This window comes from Friedmanniella luteola (assembly GCF_900105065.1).
GTDB classification, from domain to species: domain Bacteria; phylum Actinomycetota; class Actinomycetes; order Propionibacteriales; family Propionibacteriaceae; genus Microlunatus; species Microlunatus luteolus.
The window spans coordinates 828,465-853,843 of the sequence record NZ_LT629749.1 but is presented as its reverse complement, the minus strand read 5'-3'; the positions used below and the strand labels follow the sequence as shown (position 1 = coordinate 853,843).

The window sequence follows — 25,379 nt, the reverse complement described above, 5'->3', positions numbered from 1 at the left end:
GCCCCGGGAGCGGTCGGCGCGGTTCACCCGATCTGCGTGAACCCGTCGGGCCGCCGCGGTGGTGGACTGGACCCATGTGCCGATGGATGGCGTACTCGGGGGACCCGGTCCTCGCCGAGGACCTGCTGTTCCGCCCCGACCACTCGCTGATCGACCAGAGCCTGCACTCCCGGCTGGGCGCCACGACGACCAACGGGGACGGCTTCGGGATCGGCTGGTACGGCGAGGGCGCCGAGCCGGCCGTCTTCAAGGACATCGACCCGGCCTGGAACGACCAGAACCTGCGCGAGATCGCCGGGCAGATCCGGACCCCCGTGCTCTTCGCCCACATCCGGGCGTCGACCGGGACACCGGTGCAGCGGTCCAACTGCCACCCGTTCCGGCACGGCCGCTGGCTGTGGATGCACAACGGCGCGCTCCGCGGGTTCCACCAGATCAAGCGGGACCTGCTCCTGGCGGTCGAGCCGTCCCTGTTCCCCGACATCGAGGGGTCGACCGACTCCGAGGCGCTGTTCTACCTGGCGCTCACCTTCGGCCTGGAGGACGACCCCTTCACGGCCGTCGCCCGGGCCGTCGGCTTCGTCGAGCAGGTCGGCCGCGCGCACGGGGTCGAGCACCCCGTGCAGATGACGGTCGCGACCACCGACGGGGAGTCGGTGTGGGCCTTCCGCTACTCCAGCGAGGGACGGACCCGGTCGCTGTTCTTCTCGACCGACGTCTCGACCCTGGTCCAGCTGCACCCCGAGGCCGCGGTCCTGCGGGGTCTGGGGGCGGAGACACGGCTGGTCGTCTCCGAGCCCCTCGGCGAGCTGGCCGGGGCCTGGAACGAGGTCCCGGAGTCGTCGGCCGGCGTCGTGCGCCCGGGCCAGGACGAGATCCGGCCCTTCGAGCCCGTCCGGCCCTGAGGTGGGGAGAGCCCTCCGGCGTCCAGCCCTCCCGCACGCCGAACTCCAGGGGGCACGCCCTGCCGCGCGTGCGGGACACGGTTGGTCGTGCGGGGTGCCCCGTCGCTCCACGAGACACCCCCGACCGAGGGGGGCCTGGTGACGGGTGAGCGGGTGGTGGCCGCGGGGGTCTGCGGCCGGGTGCTGGCGGTGATGGCCACGGCCGGTCTGCACGAGCTGTCGGGGGACTGGCTGTACGAGATCGGCATGCCCGGCAAGAGCGGGGTCAGCGGCGGGATCGTGACCGTCTCGCCCGGCAAGGGGGCCTGGCGACCTCCTCTCCTCCGCTCGACGCCGCCGCGAACAGCGTGCGCGGCCAGCTCGTCACCAAGTACCTGGCCGAGCGGCTCGGGCTCAACCTCTTCGCCTCCCGGTCGGCGGAGGAGCCGGGGTGATCGCCGGCGCCCTGAGCCACCCGTCCCTCGAACCGGCTCCTCAGGCCTCGTCCGACAGGCCGGAGAGCCGGTGCTGCGGCTCGCCCGGGACGGGGAGCGTGCCCGTGCGCAGCACCTGGTCGTGGATCTGCTCGAGCGCGGTGCGCAGCGGGCCCAGCAGCTCCGCGTCCAGGCCCTCGAAGAACATCCGGCCCACCAGCGCCGCGTGCCCGGGCGTCGCCGCCCGCAGGGCCGCGCGGCCCGCGGCCGTCAGCACCGCGTCGGTGGCCCTGCCGTCCACCCGCGACGGCGTCAGCCCGACCAGCCCGCGCCCGGCCATCCGCCGCAGGTGGTGGGAGACCCGGCTGCGCTCCCACGCGATCCGCGCGGCCAGTGCCGTCAGCTGCAGGCGGCCGTCCGGTGAGTCCCCCAGCGCGTTGAGCACGTGGTAGTCGGGCAGCGAGAGGTCGCTCCCGGTCTGCAGCTCACGGTTCATCTCGTAGTTCAGCCGCAGCATCACCCGCATGTAGGCGAACCACGTCTCCTGCTGCTCGTCGCTCAGCACCGGCCCCCCTCTCCCGAACATGGTGACATGTCATGTAAATTGCCGCCTGGCTCGTCCGGGGACGCCCGGGCCTCCCGTCCACGTACCCAGCGAGGAGCGGGCGCTCCCCCGTCGTCGATCCCCGGCGCCGGCGGCCACCGCTGCACCCCTCGACCCTGAGGAGACCCGATGACCAGGACGCCCACGGAGCTCATGCACGGCATGGTGCTGGCCGTGTTCGGCGAGCGCGACGCGGCGGCCCGCGACGCCGCCATCGCCGAGACGTTCACCGAGGACGTCGTCCTCTCCGACCCGGACGACGTCGTCCGCGGCCACCGGGAACTCGCCGCCAAGGTGCAGGGTCTGCTGGACGAGGCCCCCGGCTTCGTCTTCCACACCGTCGGTCCGACCCACGAGCACCACGGCCTCGCCGTCCAGGCCTGGGCCTTCGGTCCGCCCGGGGCGCCGCCGGTGGTCACCGGGCTGGACGTGGCCACGGTGCGGGACGACCGGCTCGCGACCGTCCACACCTTCCTGACCAGCTGACGCACGGGGCGCCGGCCGAGCCCCGGCCGGGGTCAGCCGGGCAGCACCGCCGGCGCCAGCGGTGGCCCGCCGGCGGGGCGGGCCCGGCGCTCGACGCCGGCCCGGCGGGCAGCCCGGAGCACCAGCAGCGCGGCCAGGGTCAGCACCACGAGGCTGGTCAGCAGCGCGACGGGCGAACCGCTGGAGTCGGCGCTGACGAAGGACTCCTCGTACCCGCCGACCGTGGTGGTGGCGATCCCGAGGAGCACGTTGTTGACCACGTGCAGGGCGATGCCCGCCTCGAGCCCGCCCGGGCGCCGGTTCAGGGCGCAGGCCGCGACGCCGAGCGCGGCGATGTCGAGCAGCACCCAGGGGTCGAGGCTGCCGTGCACGAGGGCGAAGAGGCCGGCGGAGACGACGGTGCTGACGCCCCAGGCGACGCCCGGGTGCGCGAACCAGACGGCGACGTCCTGCACCAGCCAGCCGCGGAACAGGTACTCCTCGCCCGCGGCCTGGAACGGGGTGACGACGAGGGCCAGGACCAGCAGCAGCGGCCACGGCTCCGGCCGCCCGGAGGCCGGCGGGTCGAGGACGAAGCCCAGGCCCAGGTAGACGACCCACACCGGGAGGACGGCGAGCAGGCAGCGCAGCAGCCAGCGCCAGCGCAGCCGTCCGGTGACGCTGGAGACGAAGCCGGGCCGGACGTGGTGCACCACGCGGGTGGCGACCAGCACGACGGGGATGAGGGCGGCCAGGGTCAGGTCGGTGACCAGCTGGGCGCCCGGCCCGAAGCCGTCGAGGTCGACGCCCGCCGCCAGGGCGTCGTCGAAGGGCTGGTCGCTGAGGGCCGCGTGCACCAGGTCTCCGCCGAGGAAGATCGCCGTCCAGACGACCCCGACCAGGCCGAGCAGGAGGAGCAGCGACACCAGCGGACGCCACCAGCGGGCCCGCGGACCCCGGAGCAGCTGGTGGTGCTCGAGCGGGGCCGACGGGAGGGCGGTCGCCACGGTGCCGCCGACCGGACGGGACAGCGCCCCGCCGGGGCTGGCCAGCCACGACGGCGAGGAGGTGGCGGGGACGGGCGGCGTCGGCCCGGACCACGGCTCCGGCCAGGACGGCACGGGGTCCCAGTGCGCCGCCGGCGACGGGGCGAGGTCACCGGTGGGCGGCGGGGGCACGGGCACGCCGCTCAGCATCACACCCCAGGACGCGCGGACGGGCGTCCGCGACCCAGTCGTGACCTCGGGGGGCCGGACCTCGGGGACCCCGCACGGGGACCACGAGGCTGCACTCGGGACTCCGCACCTCGAAGGCTCAGGTGCGGGCGCGCCCGTCCGGGGCGGGCGGGCTGCCGGCGTCGCCCTCGACGGGCCGCTCGTCGACCACGTCCGAGGCGGGATCCGTCACCGGCTCGTCCGGCTGCAGGCCGACGGGCGTGGCCGGCTCGGGGAAGTTGGCGTCGACGCGGCGGAACTGGCGGCGCATGCTGCGGAACAGCAGCACCATGACCAGGGCGATGCCGATCGTGATGAGCAGCGGGGTCCAGCCCGGCTTCACGACGTTGGGGTCCAGGTCGAGCAGGATCATCGTCGGGTCCCTCCCCTCCGCGTCGTCGTCACCCCTGCACTGTACCCGCGGGCACCGCGGCCCCAGCGGCTCCGACCGGCACCGCGATGCCGGCGAACAGGTCGTCCTCCGGCAGCTCGGTGGGGACCTCCGAGCGCACGAGCTGCCAGTCCTCCGTCGGCCATGCCTGGCGGTGCACCTCCAGCGGGACCGAGAACCAGGAGCCCTCCGGGTCGACCTGCGTCGCGTGCGCCAGCAGCGCCTTGTCCCGGGTCGCGAAGTACTCCGCGCACGGCACCTTCGTCGTCAGCCGGGCGTCGTGGTCCGGGTCGGGCTTCCAGTCCGCGAGCCGCTCGGCGTACGGCGACTCGAGCCCGCGGGCGGTCATCGCCTGGTCGAGCGCCTCGATCCGCTGCCGGTTGAAGCTCAGCTGGTAGTACAGCTTCTGCACCTGCCAGGCCGGCCCCAGCTCCGGGTGCGCGGCCGGGTCGGCGGCGGTCGCGGCGGCGGCGACGCTGATCTTGTGGCACATGATGTGGTCGGGGTGCGGGTAGCCGCCGTTCTCGTCGTACGTGGTCAGCACGTGCGGGCGGAACTCCCGGATCAGCCGGACCAGCGGCAGGGCCGCCTCGTCGACGGCCATCAGCCCGAAGCAGCCCTCGGGCAGCGGCGGGAGCGGGTCCCCCTCGGGCAGGCCCGAGTCGACCCAGCCCAGCCAGACCTGCGTGATCCCGAGGATCGCCCGCGCCCGGTCCATCTCCTCGCGCCGGATGCTCGCGATGTTGGCCAGCACGTCCGGGCGGTCCATGGCCGGGTTGAGGATCGACCCGCGCTCCCCACCGGTGCAGGTGGCGACGACGACGTCGACGCCCTCGGCCACGTAGCGGGCCGTCGTGGCGGCCCCCTTGCTGGACTCGTCGTCGGGGTGGGCGTGCACGTGCAGCAGGCGCAGCCGCTCGCCGGCCGCGTCCACGCGGAGCGCGGGAGAGGTCATGGCGTCATGCTGTCACGAGCCCCGGAGACCCCCGCCGAGCGCTCCCCGGCCGAGACGGCGGCCCCCGCCCGGCCCCCGGGGGGCGGGCATCATGGAGCCGTGACCGACGCCGCCGACCGCCTCGCCCGCCGCTACCCGCCGCCGCGGGTGCCGCGCGCCGTGGTCGTCGCGCTGGTCGCGGCCGGGACCGCGCTGGGTCTCGGCTGGCTGGTCTGGGCCGCCCTCGCGCACGCGACCCCGGCGGTGACCGCCCAGGTGTCGGCCTTCGAGATCGTCTCCGACACCGCGATCAAGGTGACGATGACGGTGCAGCGCGCCGACCCGTCGCAGGCCGCGTCCTGCCGGGTGATCGCCCAGTCCACCGACTTCCAGCCCGTCGCCGAGCAGGAGATCGCGGTCCCGGCCAGCACCGTCCCGCTGGCCGACCTGCACGTCGAGCTCACCACCCTGCGCCGCGCCACCTCGGCCTCGGTCAGCGGCTGCCGGCTCAGCTAGGCGGTCCCCGTCCGACGACCGGGTGTCGCGGGACCCGGACGGCGAGGCACCCCGGGGCTAGACTCCGGGGATGTCAGAAACCGCGACCCACACGATCTGGTTGACCCAGGAGGCGTACGACAAGCTCCAGGGTGAGCTCGACCACCTGTCCACCGCGGGCCGCGCCGAGGTCTCGCAGAAGATCGCCCGGGCCCGTGAGGAGGGTGACCTCCGCGAGAACGGCGGCTACCACGCCGCCCGCGAGGAGCAGGGCGTCCAGGAGGCCCGGATCCGGCAGCTCAGCGACATGCTGCGCCGTGCGCAGGTCGGGGAGTCTCCCAGCAACGCCGACGAGGTGGGCCCGGGGACCCAGGTGACCATCGCCTTCGACGGCGACGAGTCCGACACCGACACCTTCGTCCTCGGCTCCCGGGAGCTGCTGGGCCTCGACGACAGCGTCGACACCAACGTCTACAGCCCGCAGTCCCCGCTCGGCTCGGCGATCCTCGGCAAGAAGACCGGGGAGACCGCGTCCTACGCCGCCCCGAACGGCCGCTCGATCGACGTGACCATCGTCAAGGTGGAGCCCTTCACCAGCTGAGGGAGCACGATCCCCGGGCCTGTCGAGACGATCCCTGAGCCTGTCGAAGGGCCTCCGACAGGCTCAGGGCGCATCCCGCGCTCAGAGGGACGCCAGCAGTGCCGCGGCCTCGTCGGGGCTGAGGGCCCCGCTGGCCACCTCGGCCAGCACCTGCTCCCGGGTCGGCGTGGTCGGCGCCGCCTCGGCCGGCTCGGCGAGGCCGAGCTTCTCCAGCAGCTGGTTGAAGCGCAGCCGTGCCGTCGGGTAGGAGACGCCGAGGTGCTTCTCCAGGTCGCGCAGGTTGCCCCGCGAGGCGAGGAACACCGTGAGCATCTCGGTCTCGGCCTCGTCGAGGGCGCAGAAGGCGCACGAGGTGAAGACGCCGGCCAGCTCGGTGCCGCAGGAACCGCAGCCCAGCCGGGTGACGGCCAGCCGGTCGCCGCACACGGGGCAGTCGCTGGGGGCGCGGTGCTCGTGCACGGCGCCGCGGCGGGGGCGCTCGCTCATGCGCCCGCCCCCTCGGGCTTGACCGGGTCGGAGCCGACGCGCACCTGGGCGTGGCCCATCACCACCTCGACGTCCAGCTTCGCGCTGCCGTTGCCCATGACGACCTCGTCGCCGGCGCCGCTGTGCCCACCGCTCCAGCTGATCCTGCCCAGCTGGGACTCCCCCGTGACGGTGACGTTGGAGTCGTCGTGCAGCGTGATGGACAGCGAGCCCGACTCGGCCCGGATCCGGTTGCGACCGGTCTTGATGGCGCCCTTGATGGTGGCCGAGCCCGCCTGGACCAGCGCGTCGTTGATCTCGGTGACATCGAGCAGCTTGGCGCCGCCGGCCGTGACCCGGACCTTGCCCAGGTGCGGCACCCGCTCGGTGTTGAGGTTGCCGGCGGTCATCTCCACGTCGACGACGATCGAGGGGTTGACCCGGAGCAGCAGCTCCTTGCCCAGACCCAGGGCGCGGATGTCCTCCATGTTCCGGGGCACCCCGCGCAGGATGCTGAAGCCGTCCAGGCTGGCGCCCAGCTCGCCGTCGCTGGAGACCTCGAGCACCGACCCGTTGCGCCGCAGCACGTGCGGCCCGTCGGCGGCCAGCGTGGCGACGGCCGTCTCACCGATGATCCGGACCCGGCGACCGACGGCGCGGACGGAGATCCGCTCGACCCCGCTGGTGTTGACCGGCTTCGGCCCGGCCGGCTCCGGCTCCGGCCGCGGCGGGGGCGGGGTGGCGGCGGCCGGGGGGTCGAAGCGGTCGGTCGCGTAGGTGGCGTGCTGCGGTCGGTCGGTCGCCGCCGCCCAGGGTTCGGTGTCGACGCGCGGCTCGGCGGCGGGCTGCTGGTCCGTCGGCTCGGTACCCGGCGCCGGGTGCGGTGCCGCGGCGGGGGCCGGGGCGCTCTTCAGCGCGTCGATGCGGCGGGCCGCCTCGGCGGCGTCGATGCGTCCAGCCGCGAGCTCGGTGAGGATCGCGGTCATGCTCGGTTCGGTCATGAAGAGAATGTAAAGCGGACCTTTCCTCTTCGGAAGGGTCCGCTTTACATTCTCAGGGTCGCGTCCGGGTCATCACCCCGCTCAGTCGCCCTTGACGTTGACGATCTGCCGCAGCGTGTGCCGGACCCGGACCAGCGGCGCGGCGTCCGCCATCACCTGGTCGATGTCCTTGTAGGCGGCCGGGATCTCGTCCAGGAACGCGGCCGAGTCGCGGTACTCGATCCCCGCCATCGCCGCCCGCAGCTGGTCCTGGGTGAAGGTCTTGCGCGCCGCCGTGCGCGAGAACGCCCGACCCGCACCGTGCGGCGCCGAGCAGAGCGCGACCGGGTTGCCGAGCCCCTCGACGACGTAGGACGCCGTCCCCATCGAGCCGGGGATCAGACCCGCCTGCCCCTCCCGCGCCTCGATGGCGCCCTTCCGCGAGACCCAGACGGTCCTGCCGAAGTGCTTCTCCCGGACGGTGAAGTTGTGGTGGCAGTTGATCCGCTCCTGCTCCACGACGGTCGTCCGGACGAAGGCCTCGAGGCAGCCGACGACCCGGTCCATCATCTCCTCGCGGTTCAGCAGGGCGTACCGCTGCGCCCAGCGCAGGTCGCGCACGTAGGCCTCGAACTCGCCCGTCCCCTCGACCAGGTAGGCGAGGTCGCGGTCGGGCAGCCGCACCCACCACCGCTCCATCCCGCGGACCGCCACCGCGATGTGGTGCTGCGCCATCTTGTTGCCCACCCCGCGTGAGCCGGAGTGCAGGAACAGCCACACCCGGTCCTGCTCGTCGAGGCTGACCTCGATGAAGTGGTTGCCCGAGCCGAGGCTGCCGAGCTGCTGGCGCCAGGACCGGTGCCGCGCGTCGGGGTCGACGTCCGGCACCGCCTCCAGCTCGGCCACCCGGGCGCGGGCGGACGCGGTCAGCCGGTCGTTCTGCTGCCCCGCCGAGAGCGGCACGGCCGCCTCCACCGCCTCGCGCAGCGGCGCGAGCGGACGGCCGCCCAGGTCGGCGGCGCTGAGCTGGGTGCGGACGGCGATCATCCCGCAGCCGATGTCGACGCCGACGGCCGCGGGCATCAGGGCCCGCAACGTGGGGATGACCGACCCCACCGTCGCGCCGAGACCGAGGTGGGCGTCCGGCATCAGGGCGAGGTGCGGGAAGATGAAGGGCATCGTCGAGGTGGACTCGGCCTGCGCCCGCGTCTTCTCGTCGAGCACCGAGGCCCAGCTCAGCAGCCGGTCGTTGATCTTCTCCATGACGCCCCTCTCCCTGCGGGCCGGCGCTCCCCGCACCGCCCCGACGACCGCCCTCCCCGTGAGGGCCGCGGACCAGGCTGCGGCAGCAGAAACCCCGGCGCACCCGGTTCTGGTCGGGGTAGGCTCCCGCGTCGCGAGGACGCAGCCTCAGCCGCGCCCGCCCCGGGCGACGGCCAGGTGGTCGCGGGCCGCCTGCTCCAGGTGGGTGAGGTCCCCGCTGACGCAGACGAAGGTGAAGCCCTCGGCCAGCCGTCGCGCCGCCTGCTCCCCCGACGTGGTGAAGAGGCCCGCCGCGATCCCGGCCGCGTCGCAGGCCTCGCGGACGGCGACCAGGGCGGCCTCCAGCTGCTCGTCGAAGGCCGGGTCGTCCGGGGTCGGGGCGCCGAGGGCCAGCCGCAGGTCGTTGGGCCCCACGAAGAGGCCGTCGAGCCCGGGCGTCGCCGCGATCGCCGCGACGTCGGCGAGCCCGCCGGGCGTCTCCACCATGGCCAGCACCACGAGCGCGGCGTTGCTCTCGACCGGCGAGGGCCCCACCCGGAGGCCGGAGCGCAGCGGCCCGAAGGAGCGGATGCCGTCCGGTGGGTAGCGGGCGGCGCGGACGGCGCCGGCCGCCTCGGCCGCCGAGCTCACCAGCGGCACGATGACGCCGGCTGCCCCGGAGTCGAGGGCGCGGCCGATCGGCGTCGGGTCGTTGGCGGCCACCCGGACCACCCCCACCGCGCCCGGGGCGCCGGGGACGCTGCGGGCCGCGTCGACGGCGGTGAGCCCGGCCAGCACGCCCCGGTCGTCGATCAGCCCGTGCTGGGCGTCGAGGACGACGAAGTCGTACCCGGTGGCCGCGAGCCGCTCGGTCGCCGGTGGGGCGTCCAGGGCCACCCAGTAGCCGAGCAGCGGCGAGCGCCCCCGCACGCGCCCGGCGAACTCCGCGGCCGTCCCCGGCGCCCCTGTCCCCATCGACCTCTCCTCACCGTCGGCCCCGCTCGTCCGGATCACCCTGCCACGTCGGTGGCGGGCCGGGTCGCCGGCGTCCGCGGGAATTTGCGTGCATCATGCAAGTAGTCCTATGCTTGCGTCATGCAAGTAGATGGCCTGGGCCCGGTGCCCGACCCCACCACCGCCGTCGTGGACTCGGTGCTCACCGCGCTGATGGCCGTCGGCCGCACCATGCGCCAGCGCGTCGAGGGCGACGACCTCGAGCCGGGCGTGTTCTGGCTGATGAAGAACGTCGCCAGCCGCGGCCCGCTGCGGGTGACCGAGCTCGCGAGCTGCACCAACCTCGACACCTCGACGGTCTCCCGGCACGTGGCCCAGCTGCACCGGGCCGGCCTGCTCGAGCGCACCCCCGACCCGGACGACGGCCGGGCCCACCGCCTCCAGCTCACCGAGACCGGCCGCAGCCGGCTGCACGACGCCTTCGAGCGTCGCCGCACCCTGCTCCGCCGCGCCCTCGGCGGCTGGGAGGCCGACGACGTCGCGGAGCTCGACCGCCTCCTCGGCCGCTTCGTCACCGACATCGAGAACGTCGACGCAGAACTGGAGCACGCATGACCAAGCACGTCCCACGGCGGGCGCTGATCGAGGAGCCCACCGGCGACGCCACCCGCGACGCGGTGGACGCCGCCGCTCCCGCCGCCAGCCTCTCCGCCTCCCCGGTCGCCGACACGACGCCGACCGGCGGCTACCTCAGCCACCGGCAGATCCTCGTCGTGATGGGCGGGCTGATGGCGGGCATGTTCCTCGCCGCGCTGGACCAGAGCATCGTCGGCGTCGCGCTGCCCAAGATCACCTCCGAGCTGGGCGGGCTCGACAAGCTGTCCTGGGTCGTCACCGCCTACCTGCTCACCTCGACCGCGGCCACCCCGCTCTGGGGCAAGATCTCCGACCTGCTGGGCCGGCGGCCGATCTTCCAGGCCGCCATCCTCGTCTTCCTGCTCGGCTCGGTGATCTGCGGTTTCGCCTCACCGATCGCGAGCTGGCTCGACGTGTCCGGCATCGACGTGATGATCGCCGGCCGCGCGGTCCAGGGCCTCGGCGGCGGCGGCCTGATGTCACTGGCCCTCGCGGTCATCGGCGACGTCATCCCGCCGCGCGAGCGCGGCAAGTACCAGGGTCTCTTCGGCGCCGTCTTCGGCGTCTCCTCGGTGGCCGGTCCCCTGCTCGGCGGGCTGTTCACCGACCACCTCGGCTGGGAGTGGATCTTCTTCATCAACCTGCCGATCGGCATCGCCGCCCTGGTCATCACCTCGCTGGCGCTCAAGCTGCCGCACGTCCGGCGGCAGGCCTCGGTGGACTACCTGGGTGCGGCGACCATCATCGGTGCCGTCACCAGCGTGATCCTCTACCTCTCCTGGGCGGGCCCGTCGACCGCCGACGACCTCGGCTGGACCTCCGCCACCGGGCTGGGGCTGCTCGTGGCCGCCGTCTCGCTGGTCGCCCTGTTCATCGTGGTCGAGCGGCGCGCCAGCGAGCCGATCATCCCGCTGGAGCTGTTCCGGCACTGGACCTTCACCGGCAACGTCGTGTTCGCCATGATCATGGGCGTCGGCATGTTCGGCGGTCTGATCTACCTGCCGATCTACCTGCAGGCCGTCCAGGGCATGAGCGCCACCCGCTCGGGCCTGGCCATGCTCCCGCTGGTCGCCGGCATCTTCTCGACCTCCATCAGCGGCGGCCGGATCATGTCCTCCACCGGTCGGTACAAGTGGATGCCGATCACCGGGTCGATCCTCGTCGGGCTGGCCATGCTGGCCATGTCCCGGCTGGCCGTGGACACCCCGTACGCGCTGCTCGCCGTCTACATGTTCGTGTTCGGCGCCGGTCTGGGCCTCACGATGCAGGTGGTGGTGACCGCCGTGCAGAACAGCGTCGACCGGCGGCACATGGGCACCGCGACCGCCGCCGTCACCTTCTTCCGCTCCATGGGCGGCGCCCTCGGCACCGCGCTCTTCGGCGCCATCCTCAACACCCGGCTCCCCCACCACCTGGCCGAGGTGGTCCCCGCCTCGGCGCAGGGCCAGCTCGGCGCGGCGAGCGCCTCGATCAACGACGTCAGCGCCATCACGGGCCTGCCGGAGCCGGTCAAGACCTGGGTGCTGACGGCCTTCACCCGCTCGATGGACGACCTGTTCCTGGTGGCGGTGCCGTTCATGGTGGTCGCGCTCGTCGTGGCGCTCACGCTCGGGGAGAAGCCGCTGGCCGGCCGCGCACCGGAGCCGACGCCGGGCGCGGTCGAGGAGGAGCCGTTGCCCGCCGTGGCACAGTAGGAGCGACTCGACCTGACCGCCGCCCGCGGTCGCCGGCCCGCCGGCGGCGCGGGCCGCGGCTTGTCCGGGGACGAGACAGGGCCCCCCTCCGGATGGCACATTGGAGGTGCGGGTCCCGCAGCACCCGTAGGGATGGTCGTGGCCGGACGCCGATCATCAGGGCCGCCGGCCCGCCGTCGTCGACCGAAGGAAGCACATGCCGACCAGCACCCGCACCCTGCTGAACGGGCTCGTCGGGACCGTCCTGCTCGCCACCGTGGTGGCCGGCTGCAGCGGCCTGCCGACCGGCCAGGCCGGCGGCACGTCCTCCTCGGCCCCGACCGCGCCGACCGGCAGCAGCCGTCCCTCCGCGACCGAGGACGCGACGCAACCGCCCGCGCCGCGACCGGTCGCGCTCAAGGCGAACGTCGCCGACGACGCGAGCAAGGTCGCCGTCGACACCCGGGTGAAGGTGCAGGCGAGCGACGGCACCGTGCAGAAGGTCAAGCTGAGCTACCGCGGGGTCGACGCCAAGGGCGCCGCCACGCAGGGCACCGTCAAGGGCGAGGTCAGCGAGGACGGCCGCACCTGGACCGCCGCCGACCGGCTGGAGCCCTCGGCCACCTACACCCTGGCGATGACCGGGGCCAACGCCGCCGACGAGAAGACCACCCGGAAGTCCACCTTCTCCACCCAGGAGCTCACCCTCGCCGAGCAGACCTTCCCGACGCTGTACCCGCTGCCCGACAGCAAGGTCGGCGTCGGCATGCCGGTCGTCCTCACCTTCGACGTGCCGGTGACCGACAAGGCCGCGTTCGAGGAGAACCTGCACGTCACGTCCAAGCCCGCCCAGGAGGGCAGCTGGAGCTGGCTGTCCTCGACGCAGGTCCGCTTCCGCCCGAAGGCGTACTGGAAGCCGGGCACGAAGGTGACGGTGCGGGCCGACGTGAACGGCGTCGACGCCGGCGACGGCATCTACGGCCAGACCTCCACCTCCACCTCCTTCACCGTCGGCCGCTCCCTGGTGACCAAGGTCGACCTGAAGCGGGACGTGGCGACCGTCTACCGGGACGGGCAGAAGGTGCGGACGATCCTGGTCTCCGGCGGCAAGCCGGGCTGGGAGACCCGCAGCGGCACCAAGCTGATCATGGCCAAGGAGTTCAACAAGAAGATGACCAACGAGATGATCGGGGCCGAGGAGGACTACACCCTGGTCGCGAAGTACGCGTTGCGCATCACCAACTCCGGGGAGTTCCTGCACTCCGCGCCCTGGAACGCCGGCAACTTGGGCCGTCGCAACGCCAGCCACGGCTGCGTCGGGATGAGCACCGCCGACTCCCAGTGGCTGTACGAGAACACCCTGATCGGCGACCCGGTCGTCACCACCGGCTCGGGGCGCGGCCTGGAGCAGGGCAACGGCTACGCCGACTGGGACATCTCCTACGCGAAGTTCCAGAAGGGCTCCGCGCTCTGATCCGGGAGTCGACCGCCGCCCCGGAGCGCCGGCCGACCACACCGGGGGGCTAGGAGCCCGAGCGGTCCCCGTCGGTCCCGGCTCCGGCCGGCGGCGTCAGGGCCGGCTCCGGCTCCGGCGCAGCTCCCGCGGCAGGCGCGGCCTCCTCGTCCACGGCGGTCGGCGCGGCGGCGGGGTCGCCGGGCACGGCGGCGCCGACGGCCGGGGCGTCGGCGCCCGGCCGCTCACGGCGCGGACCCAGGCGGCGTCGACCCTCGTCGGTCACGGGGATCGGGTGGCCGTGCAGGTACTGGATGAACGACTTGACGAACGCCAGCAGCGGCACGGCGAGCAGGGCGCCGACGATCCCGCCGACGATGATGCCGACCGCGATGGCCAGCAGCACGGCCAGCGGGTGCAGCTTGACGGCGCGGCCCAGCAGGAAGGGCTGCAGGATGTGCCCCTCGAGCTGCATGACCAGGATGATCGCGCCGAGCATGAACAGCGCCTGCACCCAGCCCAGCGCCACCAGCGCGACCAGGACGGCCACGAACCCGGAGACGAACGCGCCGACGAGCGGGACGAAGGCGCCGATGAAGACGAGGGCGGCGAGGGCGGGCGCCACCGGGACGCCGATGATCAGCGCGGCGACGAGCACGCCGACGGCGTCGGACAGCGCCACCAGGATGGTGGCCCGGACGTAGCCGGAGAGCGCCCGCCACCCGTTGCTGGCGGCGTGGTCGACGCGGGCCCGGGACTCGCGGGGGAAGAAGCTCAGCAGGAAGGTGAAGATCCCGCGGCCGTCGTAGAGGAAGTAGAACAGCGAGAACAGCGCGATGGCCAGCCCGGCCAGGAAGTGCCCGACCTGCGCCCCGATCTCGGCCGCGTAGGTCGCGATGGTGCTCTGGCTGTCGGCGAGGAAGGTCTGGATCCGGTCACCCCACTGGGAGGTGTCGAAGAACCCGGAGCTCAGCGGCAGGTTGCTGTTCTCCAGCGTGGTGAGCAGGTTGTCGAACCCTGTCACGACGTTGTCGGAGAGCTCACCGGCCTGGGAGCCGATCTGGGTCCCGATCAGCGTCAGCGCGCCGAGGATCAGGGCGATGCCGCCCAGCACGGTGACCGCGGTGGCCGGTCCGCGGTGCAGGCCCCACCGCCGCAGCCGGGCGGCCACCGGCGACAGCATCGCCGCGAGCAGGATCGCCACGGCGACGGGGATGACCACCTCGGACAGGTACCCGAGGACGCGGCTCAGGCCGTAGAGCATCACCGCGACCAGGATCACCCGCCACGCCCAGGCGGCCGCGAGCCGGAGCCCGGGCGGCACCGCACGGTCGATGTCCTCGGTCGGGGAGCTGACCACGAGCTCCGTCGGGGCCGCGATGACCGGGACCACCGCGTCGTCCCGGCGCTGCGCGTCCTGCTGGCGGGCCAGGGCCTCCCGCCACCCGCCCACGCCCGTCCGGATCCTGCTCGAAAGTCCCACGACCTACCTCACTGCTCGACGACCCACCTACGCTAGCCCCGGTCGGGCCCCACTTCACGTGAGGTCCGCCGTGGCGCGGCCGGCGCGGCGACCGGCCGGTGCGCAGGCAGACTGGGCGGGTGCTCGACCGACGACGGCTGCGTGAGCGCCTCAGCTCCTCCGCCACGCTCCCCCGCGAGGTCTACGTCCTCGGGCTGATCGCCTTCTGCGTCGCCGTCGGCTTCGGGGTGCTGGTCCCGGTGCTGCCGGTGTTCGCCCGCAGCTTCGGCGTCGACAACTTCGCCGTCGGCGCCGTGGTGTCGGCCTTCGCCGCGCTCCGGCTGGTCACCAGCCCCTTCTGCGGACGGCTGATCGACCGGTTCGGCGAGCGCCTCGTGATGGCGGTGGGCATCTTCATCGTGGCGGCCTCCAGCGGGGTCGCCGGGATCTCCCAGAGCTACGAGCAGCTGCTGGTGCTGCGGGGGATCGGCGGCGTCGGCTCGGCGATGTTCACCGTCTCGGCCACCACGCTGCTGCTCACCTCGGTCGAGGCCGGGCTGCGGGGGCGGGCCGCCGGGTTCTTCCAGGGCGGGTTCCTGCTCGGCGGGATGACGGGGCCGGCCATCGGCGGCCTGCTCTCCGCGATCGCGCTGCGCGCCCCGTTCTTCTTCTACGCCGGGACGCTGGCGGTCGCCGGCACCGTCGGGCTCGTCCTGCTGCGGACCCGCAGCGAGCGGACGGACGCGCCCGACCTGCCCGTCGTGCCCTTCCGCCAGGTGCTGCGGGACAAGCGCTACCAGGCGGCCTGCGTGACCAACCTGGCCCAGGGCTGGACCTCCTTCGGCGTCCGCAGCACGCTGGTGCCGGTGCTCGTCGTCGAGGTGCTGCACCGGCCGACGTCGTGGACCGGCATCGCGTTCGCGGTGGCCGCCGTCGCCCAGACCCTGACCGTGGGGCCGGCCGGGCGCTTCGTCGACACCGTCGGGCGTCGGCCGGCCATGATCGCCGGCGGCGCGCTGGCCGGGTTGTCCATCCTGGCCGTCCCGTTCGCCCCGGGCGTCGGCCTGCTGATCGTCGCGCTGAGCGTGTACGGCGTCGCCGCGGCGTTCCTCGGCACCGCCCCGGCGGCGTCGGTGGGCGACGCCGCGGGCGGCCGGGGCGGCACGGCCGTCGCCGTGTTCTCGATGTGCGCCGACATCGGCGCGATCGTCGGTCCGCTGGTCGCGGGGCTGCTGGCCGACACGTTCTCCTACCCCGTCGCCTTCGCCGTCGGGGCGGCCCTGCTGCTCGTCGCCGCGGCCACCTCGGCGCGGATGCCGCGCACCGCGCCGGCCGAGGAGGACCGTGCCACCGACCGCTGACCCCTCCCCCGCCCTCGGGCCCCCGCTCGCCCCGGACTGGGCGGCCGCGCTCGCCCCGGCGGCCGACGACCTCGCCCGGGCCGAGCGGTTCCTGGCCGCCGAGACGGCGGCGGGCCGGACCTTCCTGCCCGCGCCCGACCAGGTGCTGCGCGCGTTCAGCCGTCCGCTGGCCGACGTGCGCGTCCTCGTGGTCGGCCAGGACCCCTACCCCACCGCCGGCCACCCGGTGGGCCTGTCCTTCGCCGTCGCGCCGGACGTCCGGCCGGTGCCCCGCTCCCTGGTGAACGTCTACCAGGAGCTGGAGGCCGACCTGGGGCTCGCCCCCGCCGCGCACGGCGACCTGACGCCCTGGTTCGAGCAGGGGGTGCTGCTGCTCAACCGGGTGCTGACGGTGGAGCCGGGCCGCTCCGGCGCGCACCGCCGGCAGGGCTGGGAGCGGGTCACCGAACGGGCCGTCGACGCCCTCGTGGAGCGTGGTGGACCGCTGGTGGCCCTGCTCTGGGGCCGCGACGCGCAGGCCCTGGCGCCGCGGCTGGGCGGCGTGCCGGTGGTGGCCAGCGCCCACCCGTCGCCGCTGTCGGCCCGCAACGGCTTCTTCGGCTCCCGACCCTTCAGCCGCGTCAACGCCCTGCTGGCGGCGCAGGGCGCCGCGCCCGTCGACTGGTCGCTCTGACGCCGCTCACCCCGGTGCCGCGTTGTCAGCGCCGGTGGTCGCCCTGACGACCGCTGGCGCTGACAAGTCGACCCGGGTCAACCGACGGCGAGGGCCTGCTCGAGGTCGGCGACCAGGTCGTCGGCGTCCTCGATGCCGACGCTGAGCCGCACCAGGTCGGCCGGCACCTCGAGCTCGGTGCCGGCGACCGAGGCGTGGGTCATCCGGCCGGGGTGCTCGATCAACGACTCCACCCCGCCGAGGGACTCGGCGAGGGTGAAGAGCTCGGTGCGGCCGCAGGCGGCGACGGCGGCCTCCTCGCCGTCGGCGACCCGGAAGCTGACCATCCCGCCGAAGCGGCGCATCTGGGCCTTGGCGACGGCGTGGCCGGGGTGGCTGTCCAGGCCCGGGTAGTAGACCTGCGCCACCCGCGGGTGCTCGGCGAGGAACGCGGCGACCTGCTCGGCGTTGTCGGAGTGCCGCTCCATCCGGACGGCGAGGGTGCGCAGCCCGCGCAGCACCAGCCAGGCGTCGAAGGGCCCGGCGACGCCGCCGATGGCGTTCTGGAAGTAGCGCAGCCGCTCGGCCAGCTCGCCGTCGGAGGTGAGCAGTGCGCCGCCGACGACGTCGGAGTGCCCGCCGCAGTACTTCGTGGTGGAGTGCACGACGACGTCGGCGCCGAGGGTCAGCGGCTGCTGGAGGTAGGGGGAGGCGAACGTGTTGTCGACGACCAGCAGGGCCCCCGCCGCGTGCGCGATGTCCGCGATGGCGGCGATGTCCGCCACCCCGAGCAACGGGTTGGTGGGCGTCTCGACCCAGACGGCCGTGGTCTCACCGGGCCGCACGGCGGCCCGGACGGCGTCGAGGTCGGTCAGGGCGGCGGGCGTGTAGCCCAGCCCCCAGGGCTCGTGCACCCGGGCGAAGGTCCGGTAGGTGCCGCCGTAGGCGTCGTCGGGGATGACGACGTGGGCCCCGGGCCGGCCGATCGTCCGCAGCAAGGTGTCCTCCGCGGCCAGGCCGCTGGCGAAGGCGAAGCCGTGGTCGGCCTGCTCCAGCGACGCCAGGCACTCCTCCAGGGCCGTCCGGGTGGGGTTGGCCGAGCGCGAGTACTCATAGCCCGAGCGCAGCCCGCCGACCCCGTCCTGCGCGTAGGTGGACGTCGCCCAGATGGCCGGCGCGACGGCCCCGTTGCCGGGGTCGGGACGCTGGCCGGCGTGGATGGCACGGGTGGAGAAGCCCTGGTCGGTCATGCGCCGAGCCTAGGTGGCGCCGACCGGTCAGGCCGTGGCGGTGCCCCGGCCCCGGTGCGTCCTCACGGGTCGGAACAAGGGAGGGCGGGGGCGGCGTTGAGCAGTCGCCGACCGCATCCAGCGGTTGCGCAGAGAGGCAGACTGAACTCATGTTGTTCTCCCGGATGAAGTCCACGCTGGTCGAGCCGGAGCAGGCCCTCCGCGGCCGCGACCGCTCGGTGCTGGTCAACCCCACGTTCCACGACGTCTTCGGCATCCCGGTGCAGAAGGAGCCCGAGGGGTCCGAGGTCGCCTACCTCGCCCTCGGCTGCTTCTGGGGCGCCGAGAAGCTCTACTGGAACACCCCCGGCGTGGTGAACACCGCTGCCGGGTACGCGGGTGGCTACACCCCGAACCCGACGTACGAGGAGGTCTGCAGCACGCGGACCGGCCACACCGAGATCGTCAAGGTGGTCTTCGACCCCACGAAGACGAGCTACGAGCAGCTGCTCAAGGTGTTCTTCGAGAACCACAACCCGACGCAGGGCATGCGGCAGGGCAACGACGTCGGCACCCAGTACCGGTCGGCGATCTACACGACCTCCGACGAGCAGCTCGCCATCGCCAGGCGGGTCCGGGACGACTTCCAGGTGGAGTTCACCCGGTCGGGCTTCGGTCAGATCACCACCGAGATCAAGCCTGCGCCCGACTTCTTCTACGCCGAGGACTACCACCAGCAGTACCTCGACAAGAACCCGTTCGGCTACTGCCCGGTGCACGCCACCGGGGTGACCTGCAACTGAGGACCGAGGACTGACGCGCGGCCCGGACGGGAATTCTCCCGCCCGGGCCGTGTTGCGTCTGCATGGACGCAACCCCCACGCCCGGCCAGTCAGCCCTCGTCGTCGGTGCCACCGGCATCGCGGGCGCCGCGATCGTCGACCGGCTGCTCGACGCCGGCTGGCCGGTGACCGGCCTGGCCCGCCGCCCCGGGGCCGAGCGCCCCGGCCTCCGCTGGGTGGCCGCCGACCTCACCTCGGCCGACGCCCTCGCCGCCGCGCTGGCCGACGAGCGCCCGACCCACGTGTACTTCACCGCCTGGCTCCGTCAGGACACCGAGGCGGAGAACATCGCGGTCAACGGGGGCATGGTCCGCGACCTGCTGGCCGCTCTGCGCCCCGCACCGCTGGCCCACGTCGCGCTGATGACCGGGCTCAAGCACTACCTCGGCCCGTTCGAGGCCTACGGCCAGGGCACGATGCCCGACACCCCGTTCCACGAGGACGAGCCGCGGTTGGACGCGGCGAACTTCTACTACGCGCAGGAGGACGAGCTCTTCGCCGCCGCGGAGGCCGCCGGGTTCACCTGGTCGGTGCACCGCTCGCACACCGTCCTCGGGTACGCCGTCGGGAACGCCATGAACATGGGCCTGACGTTGGCCGCGCAGGCGGCGATCTGCCGCCGGACCGGCCGGCCCTTCGTGTTCCCCGGCAGCGCGACGCAGTGGAACGGGCTGACCGACGTCACCGACGCGACCGTCCTGGCCGAGCAGATGGTCTGGGCGTCCACCACCCCCGCGGGCGCCGACGAGGCGTTCAACACCGTCAACGGCGACATCTTCCGGTGGCGCTGGATGTGGCCGAAGCTGGCCGCGCACCTGGGCGTCGAGCCGGTCGGCTTCGCCGAGGCGCCGCGCCCGCTCGAGCAGCAGATGGCCGACGCCGGACCGGTCTGGGCCGAGATCGTGGCCGAGCACGACCTCGTCGAGCCGGACCTGGCGCGCGTCGCGTCCTGGTGGCACACCGACGCCGACCTCGGCCGCGACATCGAGGTGGTCACCGACATGAGCAAGAGCCGGCTGGCCGGGTTCACCACGCACCACCGGACCCTCGACTCCTTCCTGGCCCTGTTCGACCGCTACGCCGCCGAGCGGCTGGTCCCCCCGGTGCGCTGACGTCGCGCACCGCCCGCGGCCCCGCACCCGGGCCCGGGCGCTGGGACCCGGCTGGTTACATGGGGCGCATGACCTCGCTGACCTCCCGGGTGCCTCTCCTCCTCGGCACGGCCGCCACGGTCGTGCTGCTGGCCGCGTGCGGCGCGAACGAGGTCGGCGAGCCGGAGGGCGCGGGCTCGGAGACCCCCCTGTCCCCGGCCATCACCGCGACCCCGACCTCGTCCGCCACCGGCAGCGCCTCCCCGACGCCCGGCCTGACCAACCAGCCCAGCGCCTCCACCTCGGGCGGCCCGTCGGCCGGCGAGGCGTCGAGCGGCACCGGCGACGAGCTGGAGGTGGAGGACCAGCGCGGCGACGGACGCACCGTGACCATCGAGGAGGCGGTGACCCCGCCGGGCACGGGCTTCGTGGCCGTCTACCGCGGCGACCAGCTGCTGGGGTCCGTCGCGATCGGCCCCAACCCGCTCACCGTCCAGCTGGACACCCCGGTACCGGCCACCGGGGAGCTTCAGGCCGTGCTGTTCGGCGAGGACGGCGACGGCCAGTTCGACGCCGCGAAGGACCCGCGGCTCGAGGACGAGGACTTCGACTACAGCGTGGAGTGAGCCGGCTCCCGCCCGCTCAGCGCAGGGCGTCGCGCGCGAAGGTGTCGCAGCGTGCCGGGTCGCCGGTCTGGAACCCGCGTCGCAGCCACGCCTGCCGCTGGGCCGCCGACCCGTGCGTCCAGGACTCGGGTGTGACCTGGCCCTGCGCCTTCTGCTGGATCCGGTCGTCCCCCACCGCCGCGGCGGCGTCCACGGCCCGGTCCAGGTCGTCCTGGCTCACCTCGGCGATCGCGTCGTCCGGGTCGTCGACGGCGTGGGAGAACCAGACGCCGGCGTAGCAGTCGGCCTGCAGCTCCAGCCGCACCCCCGCGGACGTCGGGCCGGTCCCCTGCCCGCTGCCCTGCACCCGCTGCATCGCGCCGGTCAGGTTCTGCACGTGGTGACCGAACTCGTGGGCCAGCACGTAGGCCTCCGCCGCGTCCCCGCCGCGGGCGCCCAGCTGGGTGGTGAGCTGGTCGAAGAAGCCGAGGTCGAGGTAGACGGTCGTGTCGGCCGGGCAGTAGAAGGGGCCGACCTCCGACGACGCCGTGCCGCACCCCGTGCTCACGCTGCCCTCGAAGGTGGTGACGTCGATCTCCTGGTAGTCGGGCTGGGCGCCGCCCCAGTAGTCCTGGATGGAGTTGGTGAACGCGACGAACCGGCAGTCCCGGTCGCGCTCGATGTCGGAGCCGCGGGTGCACTGGGCGAACGCGCTGGAGCGGCCGCCCGCCGGGTCGGTGGTCGCGCCGCCCTGCAGCACCTGGCCCGGGTCGACGCCGAAGAGCAGCGCGATGACGATGACCACGATGGCGCCGGCACCGCCGCCCAGCGCCAGCACCGGGCTGGGCCCGCGCCGGCCCCCGCCCATCTGGGACGGGTCGAGCCGCGCCTGGTCGTCGTACCTCATCGCCACCTCTCCCGGCCCGGCGGGCGCCGGGCGGACCCCGAGCCTAACGACGGAATAGCACCCGGCTCGCCACCGTTGTGCGCACCAGATAGTTGAACGCTAAACTATCGACACGACCAGAGGAGTGCACACCATGCAGTTCGGGATCTTCACCGTCGGCGACGTGACCACCGACCCGACGACGGGTCGGACCCCCACCGAGGCCGAGCGGATCAAGGCGATGGTCACCATCGCGCAGCACGCCGAGGAGGTGGGCCTGGACGTCTTCGCCACCGGCGAGCACCACAACCCCCCGTTCGTGCCGTCCTCCCCCACCACGATGCTCGGCTACGTCGCCGCGAAGACCGAGCGGATCATCCTCTCCACCTCCACGACGCTGATCACCACGAACGACCCGGTCAAGATCGCCGAGGACTTCGCGATGCTGCAGCACCTGGCCGACGGCCGCGTCGACCTGATGATGGGCCGCGGCAACACGGGGCCCGTCTACCCCTGGTTCGGGAAGGACATCCGCGACGGGATCGCCCTCGCCGTGGAGAACTACGACCTGGTGCACCGGCTGTGGCGGGAGGACGTCGTCAGCTGGGAGGGCCAGTTCCGCACCCCGCTGCAGGGCTTCACCGCCACCCCGCGCCCGCTCGACGGGCTGCCCCCGTTCGTGTGGCACGGCTCGATCCGCAGCCCGGAGATCGCCGAGCAGGCCGCCTTGTACGGCGACGGCTTCTTCGCCAACCACATCTTCTGGCCGACCTACCACTTCCAGCGGCTGATCCAGCTGTACCGGCAGCGCTTCGAGCACTACGGCCACGGCCGCGCCGACCAGGCCGTCGTCGGGCTGGGCGGGCAGGTCTACATGGCCCGCACCTCCCAGGACGCCGTCCGGGAGTTCCGCCCCTACTTCGACCACGCCCCCGTCTACGGCTACGGGCCGTCGCTCGAGGAGTTCAGCAGCCAGACCCCGCTGACCGTCGGCAGCCCCCAGGAGGTCATCGAGAAGACACTGACCTTCCGCCAGCACTTCGGGGACTACCAGCGCCAGCTGTTCCTCGCCGACCACGCCGGCCTGCCGCTCAAGACGGTCCTCGAGCAGCTCGACCTGCTGGGCGAGATCGTCCCGGTGCTCCGCCGCGAGATGGACGCGCTGCGCCCGGCCGACGTGCCGGACGGCCCCACCCACGCCGACCGGCTGGCCGCGCTGCGGGCCGGGACGCTGCGCGAGGGTGTGCCCGCCGACGCCCTGGAGGCCGCCGACGACGCCGACCTCGTCGGCAGCGCGGCGGTGGCCCGATGACCCGGGTGGTGGTGCTGACGGCCGGGCTCAGCCAGCCGTCGTCGACCCGGCTGCTGGGTGACCGGCTGGCCGCCGCGGTCCGGGCCGCGGCCGAGAGCCGCGGCGCCGGGCTGGACGTGGAGGTCGTCGAGCTGCGCGAGCACGCCCGCGACCTGACCAACCAGCTGCTCACCGGCTTCGCCACCGGCGCGCTGGCGCAGGTGCAGGAGCGGGTTCAGCGGGCCGACGCGCTCGTGGTGGTGACGCCGATCTTCAGCGCCTCCTACAGCGGGTTGTTCAAGATGTTCTTCGACGTGCTGCCCCGCGAGTCGCTGGTCGGCAAGCCGACGCTGATCGCCGCCACCGCGGGTTCGGCCCGGCACTCGCTGGCCCTCGAGCACGCGCTCCGGCCGCTGTTCGCCCACCTGCGCGCCGTGGTGGTGCCGACCGCGGTGTTCGCCGCGACCGAGGACTGGGCCGACGGCGGGGCGCTCGACGAGCGCGTCGCGCGGGCCGCCGGCGAGCTGGTCGACCTGCTCCGTCCCGCCAGGCGCACACCGGAGACGGTGGCCGACCCCGACGTGGTGGTCCCGTTCGCCCGGCTGCTGGCCCGCGGCCGCGGCTGAGCGCCGAGCGGTGCGAGAGTGGCGCCATGACTGCTGAGGTGCACGACGAGCCGGACCGGTCGCGGTTCGCGGCCCGCGTCGAGGGACGGCTCGCCGGGATGGCGGCCTACACGCTGGCCGACGGGGTGATCACCTTCACCCACACCGTGGTGGGCGACGACTTCGAGGGCCAGGGGGTCGGCAGCGCCCTGGCCCGGACGGCGCTGGACGCGGCGCGGGTGCGCGGACTCGCCGTCGTCCCCCGCTGCCCGTTCATCGCCGGCTGGATCGAGCACCACCCGGACTACGCCGACCTCGTGCAGGACGCGTGAGCGCGGCCCGGCCCGGCCCGGCCTTCCCGGTCGTCCCCACCCCGGACCCCGGGGACCGGCTCTGCCCGGAGCCGTCCTGGGACGAGGCCGGACGGCCCACCGGGCCGGCCCCCGATAGGGAGCGGACCTACAGCTCGCACGCCCTCGCCTCGGGCCAGCACCTGGTCGACATCCACGACCACCTGCGCTCCGAGCTCGAGCAGGTGCGCGGGCTCGTCGACCAGGTCCTCGACGGCTCCACCGACGCCGGGGCGGCCCGGTCGCGGATCAACGAGATGACCCTGCGGCAGAACAGCTGGACGCTGGGCGCCTACTGCGCGGCGTACTGCCGGGTGGTGACGACGCACCACACCATCGAGGACCAGGCGATGTTCCCGCGGCTCCGGGCGGCCGACCCGCGGCTCGGCCCGGTGGTCGACCGGCTGGAGTACGAGCACGGGATCATCCACGACGTCCTGGAGCGGGTCGACCAGGCCCTGGTCGCCTTCGTCGGCCCCGCCGCCGACGCCGGCGGCCTGCAGCGGGCGGTCGACGAGCTCACCGACACCCTGCTCTCGCACCTCTCCTACGAGGAGCGGGAGCTGGTCGAGCCCATCGCGCGGCTGGGCGTGCTGGCCTGAGCGACCACCGGGGCTGAGCTACCACCGCGCCACCGCGCCACCGGGCCGACCACCGCGCCCTGAGCCCGTCGAAGGGCCTTCGACAGGCTCAGGCTCCGGAGTCGGGTGAGGACCTCCGAGCCACCGGGCCGGGGAGCACCCTCAGGCCCGCGGCCGGGTGTGCCGCAGCCAGAGCAGGCCGAGCACCGGCAGCACCAGGGGCACGAAGGCGTAGCCGATGCCGTAGGTCGACCACACCGTCGCGCGCGGGAAGGCCTCCGGGTCGACGACGCTGAGGGTGCCGACGGTCAGCACCCCCACCAGCTCGAGGACGATGGCCACCGTCGCGACCCGGCGCGAGGCCCGGTCGCCGCGGGCCAGGGTGACCGTGGCGACGATGTAGATCAGGCCGGCGACGGCCGAGAGCAGGTAGGCCAGCGGGGCCTCGCGGAACTGGGTGGCCAGCTGGACGGCGGCGCGGGCCGTGGCGGAGAGCGCGAAGAGGCCGTAGACCGCGACGAGCGCCCGGCCGGGACCGCTGCTGGTCCGGGACGGCTGCGACGTGCTCACGCGAGCACCTGGGTCCACAGCTGGACGAGGCGCAGCGTCATCGCCAGCACCGACAGTGCGGCGACCGCCAGCACGACGCCCGACCAGCGGGTGCGCTCGGTGTTGGCCCAGAACCAGGCCAGCGGGATGAGGACGAGGATGGCCAGCAGGTAGCCGACGGTCGTCGCCATCTCGACCGGGCGGTAGCCGCCCGCGAGGCGGACCAGACCGATCCCCGACTGCACCGCCGTCACCACCCACACGCCGGCGGCGAAGAGCAGCTGCGCCTTGCCCGGCGGCTTGTCGAGCACCGCCGTCAGCAGCCCCCAGATCCCGGCCACCCCGGACAGCGCGACCAGGGTGTAGGCCAGCGCGGGGATCACCGGCGGGTCCGCCCGCGTCGTCTGCTCACGAGGGGCCACGGTACCCGAGCGCCGGAGGGGGCACCTG

At 73.9% G+C, this 25,379-nt stretch carries 29 protein-coding genes and 1 pseudogene; 17 read left to right on the top strand and 13 right to left on the bottom strand.

Annotated features, from left to right (window positions below; all coding sequences use genetic code 11):
- Positions 1-86: 86 nt before the first annotated feature.
- Complete coding sequence (locus BLT72_RS04020; protein WP_091410381.1) at positions 87-905, top strand: class II glutamine amidotransferase; 819 nt, start codon at positions 87-89, stop codon at positions 903-905.
- Positions 906-992: 87 nt separating this feature from the next.
- Positions 993-1,199: pseudogene (locus BLT72_RS23470) on the top strand (glutaminase); the annotation flags it as partial.
- A 180-nt stretch (positions 1,200-1,379) separates the two neighbouring features.
- On the opposite strand, the gene BLT72_RS04010 reads toward BLT72_RS23470, so the two are convergent.
- The gene (locus BLT72_RS04010; RefSeq protein ID WP_197677193.1) at positions 1,380-1,883 is read right to left on the bottom strand and encodes a MarR family winged helix-turn-helix transcriptional regulator; all 504 of its coding nucleotides are present in this window, start codon (positions 1,881-1,883) and stop codon (positions 1,380-1,382) included.
- A gap of 168 nt (positions 1,884-2,051) precedes the next feature.
- Here BLT72_RS04010 and BLT72_RS04005 point away from each other — a divergent pair, with 168 nt between their 5' ends.
- On the top strand, positions 2,052-2,408 hold the full coding sequence (locus BLT72_RS04005; RefSeq protein WP_197677192.1) for a nuclear transport factor 2 family protein: 357 nt from the start codon (positions 2,052-2,054) through the stop codon (positions 2,406-2,408).
- A gap of 32 nt (positions 2,409-2,440) precedes the next feature.
- On the opposite strand, the gene BLT72_RS04000 is transcribed toward BLT72_RS04005, so the two are convergent.
- The 3 genes from BLT72_RS04000 to mca all read right to left on the bottom strand — a co-directional run bounded on the left by BLT72_RS04000 (position 2,441) and on the right by mca (position 4,947).
- On the bottom strand, positions 2,441-3,571 hold the full coding sequence (locus tag BLT72_RS04000; RefSeq protein WP_157720295.1) for a CPBP family intramembrane glutamic endopeptidase: 1,131 nt from the start codon (positions 3,569-3,571) through the stop codon (positions 2,441-2,443).
- A gap of 130 nt (positions 3,572-3,701) precedes the next feature.
- The gene (locus BLT72_RS03995) at positions 3,702-3,974 is read right to left on the bottom strand and encodes a hypothetical protein (RefSeq protein ID WP_091410376.1); all 273 of its coding nucleotides are present in this window, start codon (positions 3,972-3,974) and stop codon (positions 3,702-3,704) included.
- 28 nt (positions 3,975-4,002) lie between these two features.
- The gene (gene mca / locus BLT72_RS03990) at positions 4,003-4,947 is read right to left on the bottom strand and encodes a mycothiol conjugate amidase Mca (protein ID WP_091410374.1); all 945 of its coding nucleotides are present in this window, start codon (positions 4,945-4,947) and stop codon (positions 4,003-4,005) included.
- A 99-nt stretch (positions 4,948-5,046) separates the two neighbouring features.
- On the opposite strand from mca, the gene BLT72_RS03985 reads away from it, so the two are divergent.
- Both BLT72_RS03985 and greA read left to right on the top strand, forming a co-directional pair.
- Positions 5,047-5,442, top strand: coding sequence for a DUF4307 domain-containing protein (locus BLT72_RS03985; RefSeq protein WP_157720294.1), 396 nt, complete (start codon positions 5,047-5,049; stop codon positions 5,440-5,442).
- A gap of 70 nt (positions 5,443-5,512) precedes the next feature.
- The gene (gene greA, locus BLT72_RS03980) at positions 5,513-6,022 is read left to right on the top strand and encodes a transcription elongation factor GreA (RefSeq protein WP_091410370.1); all 510 of its coding nucleotides are present in this window, start codon (positions 5,513-5,515) and stop codon (positions 6,020-6,022) included.
- A gap of 81 nt (positions 6,023-6,103) precedes the next feature.
- Here the strand turns inward: greA and BLT72_RS03975 are convergent, their stop codons facing one another.
- The 4 genes from BLT72_RS03975 to BLT72_RS03960 form a co-directional block, all read right to left on the bottom strand.
- Positions 6,104-6,508 (bottom strand): DUF2089 domain-containing protein, encoded by a 405-nt coding sequence (locus tag BLT72_RS03975; RefSeq protein ID WP_091410368.1) that lies wholly within the window; start codon positions 6,506-6,508, stop codon positions 6,104-6,106.
- Positions 6,505-7,488: a hypothetical protein gene (locus BLT72_RS03970; protein ID WP_231930314.1), complete on the bottom strand. Its 984-nt coding sequence runs from the start codon at positions 7,486-7,488 to the stop codon at positions 6,505-6,507. Before BLT72_RS03970 ends, BLT72_RS03975 begins: the two co-directional genes overlap by 4 nt.
- 81 nt (positions 7,489-7,569) lie before the next feature.
- Positions 7,570-8,730, bottom strand: a complete 1,161-nt coding sequence (locus BLT72_RS03965) for an RtcB family protein (RefSeq protein ID WP_091410366.1) — start codon at positions 8,728-8,730, stop codon at positions 7,570-7,572.
- Positions 8,731-8,877: 147 nt separating this feature from the next.
- On the bottom strand, positions 8,878-9,684 hold the full coding sequence (locus BLT72_RS03960) for an HpcH/HpaI aldolase family protein (RefSeq protein ID WP_091410364.1): 807 nt from the start codon (positions 9,682-9,684) through the stop codon (positions 8,878-8,880).
- 120 nt (positions 9,685-9,804) lie between these two features.
- Here BLT72_RS03960 and BLT72_RS03955 point away from each other — a divergent pair, with 120 nt between their 5' ends.
- From BLT72_RS03955 to BLT72_RS03945, 3 genes are all read left to right on the top strand, one after another.
- Positions 9,805-10,278, top strand: coding sequence for a MarR family winged helix-turn-helix transcriptional regulator (locus BLT72_RS03955; RefSeq protein WP_091410363.1), 474 nt, complete (start codon positions 9,805-9,807; stop codon positions 10,276-10,278).
- Complete coding sequence (locus BLT72_RS03950) at positions 10,275-11,993, top strand: MDR family MFS transporter (RefSeq protein ID WP_091410361.1); 1,719 nt, start codon at positions 10,275-10,277, stop codon at positions 11,991-11,993. Before BLT72_RS03955 ends, BLT72_RS03950 begins: the two co-directional genes overlap by 4 nt.
- 196 nt (positions 11,994-12,189) lie before the next feature.
- Complete coding sequence (locus tag BLT72_RS03945; protein WP_091410360.1) at positions 12,190-13,446, top strand: L,D-transpeptidase; 1,257 nt, start codon at positions 12,190-12,192, stop codon at positions 13,444-13,446.
- Between the two features lie 49 nt (positions 13,447-13,495).
- On the opposite strand, the gene BLT72_RS03940 is transcribed toward BLT72_RS03945, so the two are convergent.
- Positions 13,496-14,878, bottom strand: coding sequence for an AI-2E family transporter (locus BLT72_RS03940; RefSeq protein ID WP_091410358.1), 1,383 nt, complete (start codon positions 14,876-14,878; stop codon positions 13,496-13,498).
- 149 nt (positions 14,879-15,027) lie between these two features.
- On the opposite strand from BLT72_RS03940, the gene BLT72_RS03935 reads away from it, so the two are divergent.
- Both BLT72_RS03935 and BLT72_RS03930 read left to right on the top strand, forming a co-directional pair.
- Positions 15,028-16,248, top strand: coding sequence for an MFS transporter (locus BLT72_RS03935; protein ID WP_091410357.1), 1,221 nt, complete (start codon positions 15,028-15,030; stop codon positions 16,246-16,248).
- Positions 16,232-16,921: a uracil-DNA glycosylase gene (locus BLT72_RS03930; RefSeq protein WP_091410355.1), complete on the top strand. Its 690-nt coding sequence runs from the start codon at positions 16,232-16,234 to the stop codon at positions 16,919-16,921. The genes BLT72_RS03935 and BLT72_RS03930 overlap by 17 nt, the downstream gene beginning before the upstream one ends.
- 77 nt (positions 16,922-16,998) lie before the next feature.
- On the opposite strand, the gene BLT72_RS03925 is transcribed toward BLT72_RS03930, so the two are convergent.
- A complete protein-coding gene (locus BLT72_RS03925) occupies positions 16,999-18,150 on the bottom strand; it encodes a cystathionine gamma-synthase (RefSeq protein WP_091410353.1) in 1,152 nt (383 codons plus the stop codon).
- 149 nt (positions 18,151-18,299) lie between these two features.
- Here BLT72_RS03925 and msrA point away from each other — a divergent pair, with 149 nt between their 5' ends.
- The 3 genes from msrA (at position 18,300) to BLT72_RS03910 (ending at position 20,688) form a co-directional block, all read left to right on the top strand.
- The gene (gene msrA, locus BLT72_RS03920) at positions 18,300-18,932 is read left to right on the top strand and encodes a peptide-methionine (S)-S-oxide reductase MsrA (RefSeq protein ID WP_091410352.1); all 633 of its coding nucleotides are present in this window, start codon (positions 18,300-18,302) and stop codon (positions 18,930-18,932) included.
- Between the two features lie 62 nt (positions 18,933-18,994).
- Positions 18,995-20,083 carry an SDR family oxidoreductase gene (locus BLT72_RS03915; protein ID WP_091410351.1) on the top strand — a complete coding sequence of 363 codons (1,089 nt, stop codon included), beginning with the start codon at positions 18,995-18,997 and terminating at the stop codon, positions 20,081-20,083.
- Between the two features lie 68 nt (positions 20,084-20,151).
- A complete protein-coding gene (locus BLT72_RS03910; protein WP_091410350.1) occupies positions 20,152-20,688 on the top strand; it encodes a DUF7282 domain-containing protein in 537 nt (178 codons plus the stop codon).
- Positions 20,689-20,704: 16 nt separating this feature from the next.
- Here BLT72_RS03910 and ypfJ read toward each other — a convergent pair whose 3' ends face one another.
- Positions 20,705-21,574: a KPN_02809 family neutral zinc metallopeptidase gene (gene ypfJ, locus BLT72_RS03905; RefSeq protein ID WP_091410348.1), complete on the bottom strand. Its 870-nt coding sequence runs from the start codon at positions 21,572-21,574 to the stop codon at positions 20,705-20,707.
- Between the two features lie 133 nt (positions 21,575-21,707).
- Between ypfJ and BLT72_RS03900 the strand changes: the two genes are divergently transcribed.
- The 4 genes from BLT72_RS03900 to BLT72_RS03885 are packed head-to-tail and all read left to right on the top strand — an operon-like array spanning position 21,708 to position 24,401.
- Complete coding sequence (locus tag BLT72_RS03900) at positions 21,708-22,865, top strand: LLM class flavin-dependent oxidoreductase (RefSeq protein WP_091410346.1); 1,158 nt, start codon at positions 21,708-21,710, stop codon at positions 22,863-22,865.
- Positions 22,862-23,470 (top strand): FMN reductase, encoded by a 609-nt coding sequence (locus BLT72_RS03895; protein WP_091410345.1) that lies wholly within the window; start codon positions 22,862-22,864, stop codon positions 23,468-23,470. The genes BLT72_RS03900 and BLT72_RS03895 overlap by 4 nt, the downstream gene beginning before the upstream one ends.
- 26 nt (positions 23,471-23,496) lie before the next feature.
- Positions 23,497-23,781, top strand: coding sequence for a GNAT family N-acetyltransferase (locus BLT72_RS03890; protein ID WP_091410343.1), 285 nt, complete (start codon positions 23,497-23,499; stop codon positions 23,779-23,781).
- A complete protein-coding gene (locus BLT72_RS03885; protein ID WP_231930313.1) occupies positions 23,778-24,401 on the top strand; it encodes a hemerythrin domain-containing protein in 624 nt (207 codons plus the stop codon). The genes BLT72_RS03890 and BLT72_RS03885 overlap by 4 nt, the downstream gene beginning before the upstream one ends.
- Before the next feature lie 141 nt (positions 24,402-24,542).
- On the opposite strand, the gene BLT72_RS03880 is transcribed toward BLT72_RS03885, so the two are convergent.
- A complete protein-coding gene (locus tag BLT72_RS03880; protein WP_091410339.1) occupies positions 24,543-24,950 on the bottom strand; it encodes a hypothetical protein in 408 nt (135 codons plus the stop codon).
- Complete coding sequence (locus tag BLT72_RS03875) at positions 24,947-25,351, bottom strand: hypothetical protein (protein ID WP_157720293.1); 405 nt, start codon at positions 25,349-25,351, stop codon at positions 24,947-24,949. Before BLT72_RS03875 ends, BLT72_RS03880 begins: the two co-directional genes overlap by 4 nt.
- Positions 25,352-25,379: the final 28 nt, after the last annotated feature.

Coding starts and splice junctions, on each gene's coding strand:
- BLT72_RS04020 (WP_091410381.1), top strand. CDS start 87: ATGGCGTACTCGGGGGACCCGGTCCTCGCCGAGGACCTGCTGTTCCGC.
- BLT72_RS04005 (WP_197677192.1), top strand. CDS start 2,052: ATGACCAGGACGCCCACGGAGCTCATGCACGGCATGGTGCTGGCCGTG.
- BLT72_RS03995 (WP_091410376.1), bottom strand. CDS start 3,974: ATGATCCTGCTCGACCTGGACCCCAACGTCGTGAAGCCGGGCTGGACC.
- mca (WP_091410374.1), bottom strand. CDS start 4,947: ATGACCTCTCCCGCGCTCCGCGTGGACGCGGCCGGCGAGCGGCTGCGC.
- greA (WP_091410370.1), top strand. CDS start 5,513: ATGTCAGAAACCGCGACCCACACGATCTGGTTGACCCAGGAGGCGTAC.
- BLT72_RS03975 (WP_091410368.1), bottom strand. CDS start 6,508: ATGAGCGAGCGCCCCCGCCGCGGCGCCGTGCACGAGCACCGCGCCCCC.
- BLT72_RS03970 (WP_231930314.1), bottom strand. CDS start 7,488: ATGACCGAACCGAGCATGACCGCGATCCTCACCGAGCTCGCGGCTGGA.
- BLT72_RS03965 (WP_091410366.1), bottom strand. CDS start 8,730: ATGGAGAAGATCAACGACCGGCTGCTGAGCTGGGCCTCGGTGCTCGAC.
- BLT72_RS03960 (WP_091410364.1), bottom strand. CDS start 9,684: ATGGGGACAGGGGCGCCGGGGACGGCCGCGGAGTTCGCCGGGCGCGTG.
- BLT72_RS03955 (WP_091410363.1), top strand. CDS start 9,805: ATGCAAGTAGATGGCCTGGGCCCGGTGCCCGACCCCACCACCGCCGTC.
- BLT72_RS03950 (WP_091410361.1), top strand. CDS start 10,275: ATGACCAAGCACGTCCCACGGCGGGCGCTGATCGAGGAGCCCACCGGC.
- BLT72_RS03945 (WP_091410360.1), top strand. CDS start 12,190: ATGCCGACCAGCACCCGCACCCTGCTGAACGGGCTCGTCGGGACCGTC.
- BLT72_RS03925 (WP_091410353.1), bottom strand. CDS start 18,150: ATGACCGACCAGGGCTTCTCCACCCGTGCCATCCACGCCGGCCAGCGT.
- msrA (WP_091410352.1), top strand. CDS start 18,300: ATGTTGTTCTCCCGGATGAAGTCCACGCTGGTCGAGCCGGAGCAGGCC.
- BLT72_RS03915 (WP_091410351.1), top strand. CDS start 18,995: ATGGACGCAACCCCCACGCCCGGCCAGTCAGCCCTCGTCGTCGGTGCC.
- BLT72_RS03910 (WP_091410350.1), top strand. CDS start 20,152: ATGACCTCGCTGACCTCCCGGGTGCCTCTCCTCCTCGGCACGGCCGCC.
- ypfJ (WP_091410348.1), bottom strand. CDS start 21,574: ATGAGGTACGACGACCAGGCGCGGCTCGACCCGTCCCAGATGGGCGGG.
- BLT72_RS03900 (WP_091410346.1), top strand. CDS start 21,708: ATGCAGTTCGGGATCTTCACCGTCGGCGACGTGACCACCGACCCGACG.
- BLT72_RS03895 (WP_091410345.1), top strand. CDS start 22,862: ATGACCCGGGTGGTGGTGCTGACGGCCGGGCTCAGCCAGCCGTCGTCG.
- BLT72_RS03890 (WP_091410343.1), top strand. CDS start 23,497: ATGACTGCTGAGGTGCACGACGAGCCGGACCGGTCGCGGTTCGCGGCC.